Consider the following 14358-nt stretch of genomic DNA (forward strand, 5'->3'; position numbering starts at 1 on the left):
TTGGACCGGCGGGATTTCGGCGGAAACGGCGAAACTGGTGGCGAACGGGCGCACGCTGCTTCGAGGGAGTCGAGTGAGCCGTTTCCGCTGTCCCCGGCGCAGCTGGGCATCTGGTACGCCCAGCACGTCGACCCGCAGGTGCCGATCAACATCGCGCAGTATGTCGACCTGTACGGCGACCTCGACCTTAAGGTCCTGCGCGAGGCGCTGATCAGCTCCGGGCAGGAGCGCGGCTCCGGCATGCTCTGCATCACCGAGATCGACGGCCAGCCGTATCAGTGGATCGACTACACGATTCCGGACCGGGACAAGGTCTACTACGTCGACTTCCGCGGCGAGGCCGATCCCGAGGCCGCCGCCATGGCGTGGATGCGCGCCGAGTACAGCGCCCCGCTGAACCTGCTCGAGGATCGGCTGCTGCGCTTCGCGGGCCTGCAGGTGGGCGATCACCACTGGTACCTGTACCTGCGCGCGCACCACATCGTGCTGGACGGCTTCGGCGCGGTGACCAACCTTTCCAGGGTGGCCGAGTGGTATACCGCCCTGTTGAACGGCACCGAGCCCGCACCGGCCAATGCCGCGCACCTGCGCACGCTCCTCGAGCAGGAGATGACCTACCGGGACAGCTCCCGGTTCCAGTCGGACAAGAAGTACTGGGCCGAGCGGGTCGCCGGTGTGGAGGACGGCACCAGCCTTGCGGGCCGGTCCGCGGGGCCGGCGCCGATCAACACGCTCAGCAGTGTGCTGCTCTCGGACGAGCGGAACGCGGTGCTGGAAGCGGCTGTGGCGCGCCATGATTCGTCGCCAGCCGGGTTGCTGCTCGCCGCGTTCGCCGGATATCTGGCGCAGTGGACCAGTTCCGAGGACGTGATCCTGAGCCTGCCGGTGACCGCGCGGACCACCGCCGTGATGCGCCGCTCCGGCGGCGTCTCGTCCAATATCGTGCCGCTGCGGCTGCGGATCGGGCACGAGACCACCGTGGCCGACGTGCTCAAGCAGGTCCAGGTCGAGGTGACCGGCGCACTGCGCCACCAGCGCTACCGGCATGAGGACATCCGCCGCGATGCGGCCGGTGAGGGAGTGGTGACCAGGGAGTTCTTCGGTCCTTGGATCAACATCATGCTGTTCCAGGACAAGATCAGCATGGGCTCCATGGTCGGCACCATGGTGGTGCTGTCCACCGGCAGCATCGAGGATCTCGGCGTCAACTTCTATCAGTCCGAGGGCGGTTCGCGCGCGCGCATCGACTTCGAGACGAACCCGAACCTGTACTCCGAGGCGGAGACGCGGCGTCAGCACGAACGCTTCCTCGAATTCTTCGACCGCTTCCTGCGGGCAGAGGCGGATGCGCCGGTATGGGGCCTCGAGCTGACCACGGCGGCGGAGCGGGAGCTGACCGTCGCGGAGTGGAACGACTCCGAGCAGGACGTCCCGGAAACCACCCTGGCAGCTCTGCTGGATGCGCAGATTCAGTTGACCCCGGACAACGTTGCCCTCGATTTCGAGGACGCCACGCTGACCTATGCGGAATTCGCCGCGCGGGTCAACCGGCTGGCACGCTTCCTGATCGACGACGGTGTCGGCCCGGAATCGCTTGTCGCACTTGGTATGCGACGTTCGCTCGATCTCGTCGTCGGCATGCACGCGGTACTCAAGGCCGGCGGCGCGTATGTGCCGATCGATCCGGATCATCCGGCCGAGCGCACCGCCTACATCCTCGAGTCCGCGGCACCGGTCTGTGTGCTGACGGTCTCCAGTGACGAACTCGAGCTGCCGGAATCGGTGCGCCGGGTGGAAATCGACACCCTCGACGTATCGGCGTACGACGCTGCGCCAGTGACGGATTCGCAGCGGCTCGCACCGCTGCGTCCGGACAACACCGCATATGTGATCTACACCTCGGGTTCGACCGGCCGCCCGAAAGGTGTTGCGGTAACCCATCATGCGATCGTCAACCAGCAGCTGTGGATGCTGGACGAGTACCGCCTGAGCGCCGACGATGTGTACCTGCAGAAGACCGCGACCACCTTCGACGTATCGCTGTGGGGTTACTTCCTGCCGCTGCTGGTCGGCGCGAAACTTGTTGTCGCGACCCCGGACGGGCACCGCGATCCGCTGTATGTCGCCGAGATGATCGAGCGGCACGGGGTCACCGTCACCGACTTCGTGCCGTCCATGCTGACGGTCTTCGTCGCCCATGCTACCGCCGCCCAATGTGCCACGCTGCGTGCGGTTTTCGTGATCGGTGAGGCGCTGCCGCCGGAAACCGCCGCGAAATTCAGGGAGATCACCACTGATTTCTCCGGTCGCTCCGCAGGCTCCGCTCCCGCCGGTCTGCACAACCTCTACGGCCCCACCGAGGCCGCGGTTTCGGTCACCTACTGGGAGGCCACTGCCGCCGACACGGTCACGGTGCCGATCGGTATTCCGGAGTGGAATGTCCAGGTCTACGTGCTGGATTCGCGGCTGCGCCCGGCAGCGGTCGGTGCACCGGGTGAGCTGTATCTGGGTGGACGTCAGCTGGCGCGCGGTTACCGCGGTCGCCCGGATCTGACCTCGGATCGGTTCGTCGCCAACCCGTTCGGTACCGATGGCGAGCGCATGTACCGCACCGGTGACCTGGTGCGCTGGAATGTCGCGGGCACCCTGGAATACATCGGCCGCACCGACTTCCAGGTCAAATTCCGCGGTCAGCGCATCGAGCTCGGTGAGATCGAAACCGATCTGCTCGCCCACCCTGCCGTCAGCCAGGCCGCGGTGCTTGTGGTCGATACCGCGACCGGTCAGCAGCTGGTCGCCTATGTCGTACCCGCGCCGGGGCAGTCGATCGAACCGATCGAGCTCACCCGGTTCGTCGCGGAAAAGCTGCCGAGCTACATGGTGCCCGCGGCGATCATGGTGCTGGACGCGTTCCCGCTCAACACCTCTGGCAAGCTGGATCGCAAGGCTCTGCCGGAGCCGGTATTCAGTGCGGACGCGGCCGTCTTCCGCGCGCCGCGCACCCCGGCCGAGCAGATCGTGGCGGCCATCTTCGCCGACGTGCTCAGCCAGGAACGTATCGGCATCGACGACAACTTCTTCGATCTGGGCGGCAACTCGCTGGTCGCCACCCAGGTGGTGACGCGGATCGGCGCAGCATTCGGCACCCGCATCGGGGTGCGCGCACTGTTCGAGACCCCGACCGTGGCCGGTCTGGCCGCACGCGCCGAATCGGCGCCGCCCACCGAGCGGCCACGTCCGGCCCTGGTAGCCCAGCAGCTGCCCGAGCAGGTGCCGCTGTCGCTGGCACAGCAGCGGATGTGGTTCATCAACCAATTCGACTCCACGCTGCCGACCTACAACCTGCCGTTCGTGGTGCGGCTCGGCGGTCGCGTCGATCTCGACGCGATGCGGGCCGCGCTCACCGATGTGCTGACCCGTCAGGAATCGCTGCGCACCATTTTCCCCAACTCGGGCGACGGTGCCTATCAGCAGGTGCTGCCGATCGAAGAGGTCGACCTCAGTATCACCGTGCAGCCAATCGAGGCGGCTGAACTCCTCGACGTGCTGACCGAATTCGCCTCCGCCGGCTTCGATGTCTCGACCGAACTGCCCATCCGGGTGCGCCTGTATCAGATCACCGGTGCGTCCTCCGATGACACCGCCGACTACGCGCTCGCATTCGTCGTGCATCACATCGCTGCGGACGGCGTCTCGTTCGGCCCGCTCGCGCGCGATGTCACGACCGCGTATCTAGCCCGCGCAGCCGGGGAAGCGCCGGCTTGGGCACCCCTGCCGGTGCAGTACCGCGACTACACCCTGTGGCAGCGCGAATTGCTCGGCGCCGAAAGCGATCCCGACTCCATGGCCGCCCGCGAGATCGCCTACTGGCGTGACGCGCTGGCCGGGCTGCCGGATCAGCTGGACCTGCCCACCGATCGGCAGCGTCCGCCGGTGCAGAGCTTCCGCGGCGCACAGTTCAATTTCGATATCGATGCCGAACTGCACACCCGGCTGAACGGATTGGCCCGTGCCGAGGGCACGACCCCGTTCATGGTGCTGCACGCCGCGCTCGCGGTGCTGCTGGCCCGACTGTCCGGCACCACCGATATCGCCATCGGCACCCCCATCGCCGGACGTGGCGAACAGGCCCTCGACGACCTGATCGGCATGTTCGCCAACACGCTCGTGCTGCGCTCGGACGTCGATCCGGGTCGGTCCTTCACCGAATTCCTTGCGCGCACCAGGGAAATCGACCTCGCGGCGTTCGCATACAGCGACGTTCCGTTCGAACGTCTCGTCGAGGTGGTCAACCCGACTCGGTCGCAGGCGCGGCATCCGCTGTTCCAGGTGATGCTGTCGTTCCAGGAGATGTCGCACGGCACGCTGGAACTGCCGGGACTGTCGGTGTCGGCCGCCGAGGTCGAAGTCAATATCGCCAAATTCGATCTGCTCTGGACGCTGACCGAACATCGCGGCAATCAGGGCGAGCCCGCGGGCGTTTCGGTTGCCGTCTCCTACGCCACCGACCTGTTCGACCACGCGACGGTGTCCTCGTTCGCTGATCGACTGGTGCGGATTCTGCGCGGTGTCACCGTGGATCCGGCGGCGATCGTCGGCGATATCGATCTGCTCGACGAACGCGAGATCGAGCTGGCCCGCGACGGCTGGCACGGCGAGCCGCGTGCGATCGAGGCGGCCGGGACGGTCAGCGATCTGTTCACCCGCCAGGTGGCCGCGACACCGGATGCGATCGCCGTGGTCGACCGCTCCGTCGACGGCTTCACCCCCGCCGTCGGTACATCGTTGGCCCACCCGTCGCCCGACCACCTCCCATCGGGTCGTTCCGCGACGCTGACGTATTCGGACTTCGGGTCTCGGGTGCACGCGCTCGCGCGCTGGTTGATCCAGGCCGGTGTCGGTCCGGATGTCCCGGTCGCGCTCGGTCTGCGGCGCTCGCTCGAACTGATGATCGCGATCCATGCGGTGCTCGAGGCCGGTGGCACCTATGTGCCGCTCGATCTCGATCAGCCTGTCGAACGCATCGCCCATGTGCTCGATACCGCGGCCCCGGCCTATGTGCTGACCACGTCGCGGGATCGATTCACGCCGGAGGGCTTCGAGTCCCTCGTTATCGACGAGCTCGATCTTTCCGGGATCTCCGATGCTCCGGTGACCGATGCCGAGCGCGTATCACCATTGTGCCCAGAGCATTTGGCGTACGCTATCTTCACCTCGGGCTCCACCGGTCGCCCGAAGGGCGTCGGCGTATCGCATGCCGCGCTGGTGCACCAGATGCGCTGGCTCATCAGCGAATTCGGTATCGGCGCGGACGACGTGGCGCTGTACAAGACTCCGGCGACCTTCGACGCGTCGGTGTGGGAGCCGTTGGCTCCCTTGCTGACCGGTGGCCGGACCGTCATCGCCACCCACGACGGCTACCGCGACACCCAATATCTGACTGAGGTCATCGCTGCCGAACAGGTCACCATCACCTCGTTCGTGCCGTCATTGCTGACCGTATTCGCCGGCACCGTCGATCCGGCGGCACTGAGCTCGGTGCGCATGCTGCTGGTCGGCGGTGAGGCCTTCACCGGTGAGGCGGTGGAGGCGTTCCGAAAGCTCGGTCGTCCCGATATCACCCTGATCAACCTTTACGGCCCAACGGAATTCACCGTCAATGCCACCCACGCGGTTGTCGGCGAGGTTGTGCGCGGTGCGGTGCCGATCGGTGCACCGGTCTGGAACACCCAGGCCTACGTGCTGGACGCGCGGCTGCATCCGGTGCCGCCGGGTGTCGCGGGTGAGCTGTACCTGTCGGGTCCCCAGCTGGCGCGCGGCTATCTCACCCGTGCGGATATGACGGCCGACCGTTTCGTCGCAAACCCGTTCGGCCCCAGCGGTTCTCGCATGTACCGCACCGGTGACCTGGTGACCCGCGATGCGGCGGGGCAGATCGTCTACAGCGGTCGCACCGACTTCCAGGTGAAACTGCGCGGTGTCCGGATCGAGCTCGGCGAGATCGAAGCCGCCTTGCGCGCGCATCCTTCGGTTGCGCAGGCGGTCGCGCTGGTCCGTTCCGACAGCAGGCTCGGCGACCAGTTGGTCGCCTATGTAGTGCCGACCGAGGCCGAGCCGGAGGCCGGATTCGATGTCGCGCTGCGTACGCATCTGTCCGCCATGGTGCCCACTTATATGGTGCCCGCGGCGTTCGTGACGCTCGAGGCGATGCCGCTCAATGCGAACGGCAAGCTCGATCGGCGCGCGCTGCCCAAGCCGGTCTTCGAGGTGCACACCTTCCGTGCGCCGAGCACGCCGATCGAGGAGATCGTCGCCCAGATCTTCGGTGAGGTGCTCGACCTGCCCCGGGTCGGCGTGGACGACGACTTCTTCGACCTCGGCGGCAACTCGCTGATCGCCACCCAGGTCGCCTCGCGCATCGGCACCGCACTCGATACCCGGGTGCCGGTGCGGATGGTGTTCGAGGCGTCCACGGTGGCCGCGCTGGCGGCTCGGGTGGAATCGCATGCCGGTGCGGGTGCCCGCAGTGCGCTGGTCGCCCGGGAACGTCCGGAGGCAGTGCCGCTCTCGCTCGCGCAGCAGCGCATGTGGTTCCTCAACCGCTTCGATACCGCATCGGCGGTCAACAACATTCCGGTCGCCATCCGGCTCTCCGGTGATCTCGATGTCGCCGCACTGCAGGTCGCGGTCATCGACGTGATCGACCGGCACGAATCGCTGCGCACCGTCTTCCCGGAGACCAAGAGCGGTCCCGTTCAGGTCGTGCTCGACGCGGCGCAGATCGTGCCCGATCTGACCCCGTACCGGGTCACCGAGGAGACTCTGGTCGAGCATCTGATCGACCTGGCCTCCATGGCATTCGATGTCACCGACGAAGTGCCTTTGCATGCAAGGCTTTTCGAGATCAGCGAGTCCGAGTTCGTACTCGGTATGGTGGTGCACCACATTTCGGCCGACGGCTGGTCGATGGGGCCGCTGGCGCGTGACGTCATGGTGGCGTACGCGGCGCGCACCTCGTGGGAGTCGCCCGCCTGGTCCGCGCTGCCGGTGCAGTACGCGGACTACGCGCTGTGGCAGCGCGAGGTGCTCGGCTCCGAGGATGATCCGAATTCGCTGATCTCCAGCCAGATCCGGTACTGGACCGAACAACTCGCCGATCTGCCCGACGAACTGGTGCTGCCGTCGGATCGCCCGCGTCCGGCGATCGCCTCCTACCGTGGCGGTACCTACGCGTTCGTGATCTCCGCCGAGACCCAGCGTGCGCTCATCGATCTGGGTCGCAAGCACAACTCGTCGCTGTTCATGGTCATGCACAGTGCGCTCGCGGTGCTGCTGGCACGGGCCAGCGGTACCGGCGATATCGCCATCGGCACCCCGGCCGCCGGTCGTGGTGAGGCCGCGCTGGACGACCTGATCGGCATGTTCGTCAATACGCTCGTATTGCGCACCGATGTCGCGGGCTCGGCGAGTTTCGCCGATCTGCTCGCCCTGGCCAGGGAAACGGACCTGCAGGCATTCGCCCATGCGGATCTGCCGTTCGAGCGTCTGGTCGAAATTCTCAACCCGGCCCGCTCGCAGGCGCGCAACCCGCTGTTCCAGGTGATGCTGGCGTTCCAGAACGTCAAGCAGGCAAACCTCGAACTGCCCGGACTGTCGGTCAACGGCATCGATTACGACGCGCGACTGGCCAAATTCGATCTGCAGCTCACCCTGCAGGAGACCCAGGAATCGGGCGAGGCCGCCGGTATGTCGGCCGAAATCTCTTATGCCCTCGATCTTTTCGACGAGGACACGGTGGCCGCCTTCGCGCGTCGCCTGGATCGGATCCTGGCGGCCATCATCGCCGATCCGACCGTGCCGGTCGGCGACATCCAACTGCTCGACGATCAGGAAACCGCGCTGGCGGTAGTCGGTTGGAACGACACCAGTCACGATTTGCTGCCGCGTCGTCAGCCCGGCCGTGCCCCGCGTCGTTCCGGCGTTCGCCGAAGTGGCGGGCTCACCCTGGTGGGCGAGTTCGCCGCGCAGGCCGCGGCCACGCCGGATGCGGTCGCGATCGTGGATCCTGCGACGGGTGATTCGCTGGACCCGTCGACCGACCTGCACCCCTCATCGAGTGGCTCCGCGACGCTGACGTATGCCGAATTCGGTGCCCGCGTGCACCGGTTGGCGCGGCGGTTGATCGAGGCCGGTGTCGGCCCGGAAAAGCTTGTCGCCCTCGGCCTGCGGCGTTCGGTCGACCTCGTGGTCGCGGCGTATGCGGTGCAGGAGGCGGGCGGCGGCTATGTGCCGTTGGACCTGGATCAGCCCACCGAGCGGATCAGTTATGTACTCGAGTCGGCGGCACCGGTCTGCGTGCTGACGAACTCGCGGGACAACTTCGAAAGCGGTGGGCTGCCAACGCTTTCCATCGATGACCTGGATCTGTCCGAGTACTCGGATGCGCCGGTCACCGATGCGGAGCGGATCGCGCCGCTGCGGGCGGAGAACACCGCGTATGTGATCTTCACGTCCGGTTCGACCGGTCGCCCGAAGGGTGTGGCGGTACCGCACGCGGCTGTCGTCAACCAGATCCGTTGGATCACTGGTGAATACGGCATCGGTGCCGATGACGTCGTGTTGTTCAAGACCCCCGCCACGTTCGACGTGTCGGTGTGGGAACTGTTCGGCCCGTTGAGTACCGGTGGCCGGATTGTCGTCGCGAGCCCGGACGGGCACCGCGACCCGCAGTACCTCGCGGAAGTCATTGCGGCCGAACGGGTTACGATGACTTCCTTCGTGCCCTCGATGCTGACCGTCTTCGCGGGCAGTGTGGACGCTGCCGGTGGTGCGGCACTGGAATCGTTGCGCGCATTGCTGGTCGCGGGTGAGGCCTTCACCGGTGACACCGTCGCCGCGATTCGCAAGGTCAGCTCCGCCGAGCTCTACAACCTCTACGGCCCGACCGAATTCGCGGTGCACGCGACGCACGGCCCGGTGGCGCAGGGGCTGATCGGCGCGGTGCCGATCGGTCTGCCGGTGTGGAATGCCCAGGCGTATGTGCTCGATGCCCGACTGCATCCGGTCGCACCAGGTGTCGCGGGTGAGTTGTATCTGGCCGGTGCGCAGCTGGCGCGCGGCTACTTCGGGCGTACCGATCTGACCGCGGATCGCTTCGTGGCCAACCCGTTCGGCGCACCGGGCGCTCGCATGTACCGCACCGGCGACCTGGTCACCCGCAATGCCGACGGTGCGATCGTGTACCTCGGCCGCACCGACTTCCAGGTGAAGCTGCGCGGTCTGCGTATCGAGCTCGGCGAGATCGAAACCGCGCTCACCGCACACGATTCGGTGGCACAGGCGGTCGCGCTGGTTCGCACGGACGCGCGGACCGGTGATCAGTTGGTGGCGTATGTGGTGCCCGCCAATGGCGGCACGGTCGATCTCGACGAGCTGCGCGCGCACCTGAGCGAGCAGCTGCCGTCGTACATGGTCCCCGCCGCGATCGTGGTGCTCGACGCCATGCCGTTGAATCCCAACGGCAAGCTGGATCGCCGCGCGCTGCCCGAACCCGTCTTCGAGGCCAAGGAATTCCGCGCACCGTCGACCCCGATCGAAGAGATCGTCGTCGACATCTTCAGCGATGTGCTCAGCCATGAGCGCATCGGCATCGACGACAACTTCTTCGATCTGGGCGGCAATTCGCTGGTCGCCACCCAGGTGGTGGCGCGGCTGGGCGCGGCACTGGATACCCAGGTGCCGGTGCGACTGCTGTTCGAGGCGCCGACCGTCGCCGCACTCGCCGCGCGCATGGAGGCCAGTGCCGGGGCCGGTGCCCGCCAGGCGCTGACCGTGCGCCCGCGGCCGGAGTACCCGCCGCTGTCGCTCGCGCAGCAGCGGATGTGGTTCCTCAACCGCTTCGACGCCGATTCGGCCGCCGACAATATTCCGGCGGCGGTGCGCCTGCAGGGGCATCTGGATCTGCCCGCGCTGCGCGGCGCCATTGCCGATGTGATCACCCGGCACGAATCGCTGCGCACGATCTACCCGTCCCATGAGGGCGTGGCCTACCAGCAGGTGCTTGCGGCCGCGCAGGCGATTCCGGAGCTGGAGATCATCCCGGTCGCCGAAAGCGAATTGGGCAGTGCCCTTTACGAATTCATCGGTCGCGGTTTCGATATCACCACCGAATCCGTGCTGCGAATTCGGCTCTACCAGGTCGAGCGTGCGCCGCTGAGCAGTAAGAAATGGCGCGACAACACGCAGCACCATGTGCTCGCAGTCGTGGTGCATCACATCGCGGCCGACGGCTTCTCGATGCGTCCGCTGGTCCGCGATCTGATGTCGGCCTATATCGCGCGCAGTTCGGAATCCGCGCCGGTCTGGCCGCCGCTGGCGGTGCAGTACGTGGATTACGCACTGTGGCAACGCGAAACGCTCGGCTCCGAGGACGATCCGACCTCACTGATCTCCGAACAGCTCGGCTACTGGCGGGAAACCCTGGCCGGACTGCCCGAGGAACTGCGTCTTTCGCCCAAGCCACGGCCGGTCGTCGCTTCGTATCAGGCGCGCACGCACCGATTCCAGCTGCCCGGTGCGCTCGTGGAGGCACTGAACCGCCTCGCGCACGAGCACAACACCACGCTGTTCATGGTGGTGCACAGCGCATTCGCGACCCTGCTCGCGCGGCTCAGCGGTTCGGATGACATCGCCATCGGCATCCCGGTTGCCGGTCGTGGTGAGCAGGTTCTCGACGACCTGGTCGGCATGTTCGTCAACACCTTGGTGCTGCGCACCCAGGTCGATCCGACCGAAGCGTTCACCGATCTGCTCGCCCAGGTGCGCGAACGCGATCTGCAGGCTTTCGCGCACGCCGATGTGCCGTTCGAGCGGTTGGTCGAGGTGCTCAACCCGGCCCGCTCGCAGGCGCGGCATCCGCTGTTCCAGGTGATGCTGTCGTTCCAGAACCTCGGGCGCACCTCGCTGGAGCTGCCCGGGCTCGCGGTTTCCGAGCTCGGCATCGATCCGCCGACGGCCAAGGTCGACCTGCAGCTCACGCTGAGCGAGGGTGCGGAATCGGAGATGGCCGCCGAACTCGTCTATGCCACAGATCTTTTCGACGATCGGTTCGCGGAGGTGTTCGCCGAGCGGTTCGTCCGGGTGCTGCGCGGTATCACCGCCGCACCGGCGATCGTGGTCGGCGATATCGACCTGCTCGACGACACCGAGCGGGCCCAGGTGCTCGGCCGGTGGAACGAGACCGAATTCCCGGTGGACGCGGCGCTCACCTCACCGGTCGGCGATGCGGCCGCGACGCTGGTTTCGCTGTTCGAGGCGCAGGTACTGCGCACGCCGAACGCGTACGCGGTCAGCTACGAGGGGACGACTCTGTCCTATGCCGAGTTCGCAGCCCGGGTGCACCGGCTGGCGCGCTGGCTGAAGCAGAACGGCGTCGGCCCGGAATCCTATGTGGCTCTTGGTATGCGGCGCTCGATCGAGTTGGTCGTCGGCATGTACGCGATCAATGCCGCCGGTGGTGCCTACGTGCCGCTGGATCCGGATCATCCGGCCGAGCGCATCGATTACATCCTGGAGACCGCGCGACCGGTCTGCGTGCTAACCGCGGGCACCGATCTGGAGACCACGGTGTCACGCCAGGTCCGCATCGATGAACTCGACCTGTCGGAGTTCTCGGATGAACCACTGACCGACGCGGATCGGCATCGTCCGCTGCGTCCGGGCAATACCGCGTACGTGATCTTCACCTCGGGTTCGACCGGTCGGCCGAAGGGTGTCGCGGTCTCGCACGCCGCGATCGTCAACCGCCTGGTGTGGATGCACGCCGAATACGGTCTGTCCGCCGAAGATGTTGTGCTGCAGAAGACTCCGGCGACCTTCGACGTGTCGGTGTGGGAGTTCTTCTGGCCGTTGCAGGTCGGCGCCCGCCTGGTCGTCGCCAAGCCGGACGGCCACCGCGATCCGGCCTATATGGCGCACCTGATCGTCGACGAGCAAGTCACCACGGTGCACTTCGTGCCGTCCATGCTCTCGGTATTCGTCGCCGAGGACCGCGCGGCCGAATGCACCAGTCTGCGTAATGTTTTCGCCTCCGGTGAGGCGCTGCCCGCCGTGGCCGCGCAGCGCCTGCGCCAGCTGACCGGCGCGCGACTGCACAACCTGTACGGCCCGACCGAGGCCGCGGTCGACGTCACCTTCCACGAGGTGACCGATGCCGATATCAGCTCGGTGCCGATCGGCGCCCCGGTGTTCAACACCCAGGTCTACGTGCTGGATTCGCGGTTGCGTCCGGTGCCGGCGGGCGTCCCGGGTGAGCTGTATCTGGCGGGTGCGCAGTTGGCGCACGGCTATGTCGGCCGCCCGGACCTGACCACCGAGCGTTTCATCGCGAACCCGTTCGGTGACGCGGCGCGCATGTACCGCACCGGTGACCTCGTCATGTGGACACCGCGCGGTGAACTGGAGTACCTGGGCCGCACCGACTTCCAGGTGAAGCTGCGCGGTCTGCGTATCGAACTCGGCGAGATCGAATCGGCGCTCACCGCACAGGACGCGGTGGCGCAGGCGGTCGTGCTGGTGCACTCCGATGAGCGGACCGGCGATCAGCTGGTCGCCTACCTGGTCGCGAATCCGGACCGGGCCGTCGATATCGAGACCGTCAAGAACACCCTCGGTGTGCAGTTGCCCGCCTACATGGTGCCTGCGGCCTACGTGGTGCTCGACGAGTTCCCGCTCAATGCCTCCGGCAAGCTGGATCGCAAGGCGCTGCCCGCACCGACGTTCGCGGCCAAGGTATTCCGCGCGCCCACCACCCCGGTGGAGGAGATCGTCGCGGGCACCTTCGCGGAAGTACTCGGTCTGCAGGGCGTCGGACACGGCGTCGGCCTGGACGACGACTTCTTCGAACTCGGCGGCAACTCGCTGATCGCCACCCAGGTGGCGGCACGCCTAGGTGCGGCACTGGATACTCAGATCCCGGTGCGCGCGCTGTTCGAGGCCCCGAATGTCGCGGCACTGGCCGCGCTGGTGGAATCGGCCGCCGGTGAAGGTGGTCGGGCACCGCTGACTCCGCAGCCGCGCCCCGAGCTGGTCCCGCTATCGCTGGCCCAGCAGCGGATGTGGTTCCTCAACCGCTTCGACAACCGCACCGCCGTCAACAACATTCCGGTTGCCGTGCGGCTCACCGGCGAGGTCGATATCGCCGCGCTGAATGCCGCCATCGGCGATGTGTTGGCCAGGCACGAGGCGCTGCGCACCATCTACCCGGAGGTCGAAGGCACCGGTTACCAGCACGTTCTGCACACCGATGAGGTGCGCTTCGAGCTGGCCGCCGAGGCGATCGCCCCCGGCGCGGTGCCCGCGCGCATCGTCGAGCTGGCGAGTGTGCACTTCGATGTGACCAGTGAGGTGCCGTTCCGGGCCAACCTGCTCAGCATTGATGAGCACACCCACGTCGCGGTGCTCGTCATGCACCACATCAGTGGTGACGGTTTCTCGCTGCGGCCGCTGCTGCGCGACGTGGTGCTGGCCTACACCGAGCGCAGCCGCGGTGAGGTGCCCACCTGGGCGCCGCTGGATGTCCAGTACGCCGACTACGCGCTGTGGCAGCGCGCGGTGCTCGGCAGCGAGGACGATCCGGAATCCGTCGCGGCACAGCAGCTCGCGTACTGGACCGAGCAGCTGGCCGATCTGCCCGATCAGATCGAACTTCCCGCCGACCGCTCGCGGCCCGAAATCGCCTCCAATGCCGGTGGCACCCATGGCTTCTCGATCGATGCCGAATTGCACGCCGCACTGGCCGAACTCGCCCGCGCCCGTGGCGTCACGCTGTTCATGGTCATGCACGCGGCACTTGCGGCTTGGGCGGCCCGGCTGTCCAACAGCACCGATATCGCCATCGGCACCCCGATCGCGGGCCGCGGTGAACGCGCGCTCGACGATCTGGTCGGCATGTTCGTCAATACGCTGGTGCTGCGCAATGAGGTCGAGCCGAGCGCCAAGTTCAGTGATCTGCTCGCGCAGGTGCGCCGCACCGATCTGGCGGCCTTCGCCAATGCCGATGTGCCGTTCGAGCGGCTGGTCGACGTGATCAGCCCGGCCCGGTCGCAGGCGCATCACCCGCTGTTCCAGGTGGCACTGACCTTCGAGGCCGCCTCGGCCGCGGATATGGGCACCGTCGCGCTGCCCGGTGTCGAGCTCTCGGTGGTCGAATTCGATCCCGGCACAGCCAAATTCGATGTGCAGCTGACCGTCGGCGAGACCGCCGACGGTGCGCTGGGCCTGTCGTGGAATTACGCCACCGAGCTGTTCGATCCGGAGACGGTGGCGTCCTTCGCCGATCGCCTTGTCCGGATTCTGCAG

The 14358-nt window shown here is 66.8% G+C and carries 1 protein-coding gene (only partly in view); it reads left to right on the top strand.

All coding sequences use genetic code 11. The features are described from left to right. A protein-coding gene (locus tag AB0J47_RS05420; RefSeq protein WP_364341347.1) for a non-ribosomal peptide synthase/polyketide synthase crosses the window boundary here: on the top strand, positions 1-14358 show its beginning. 29754 nt of this gene lie beyond the right edge of the window; 14358 of the gene's 44112 nt are visible here — the first part of the coding sequence; its start codon is at positions 1-3; its stop codon lies beyond the right edge, outside the window.

Origin of the sequence: Nocardia sp. NPDC049737, from assembly GCF_040674755.1 — a bacterium.
GTDB lineage: Bacteria > Actinomycetota > Actinomycetes > Mycobacteriales > Mycobacteriaceae > Nocardia.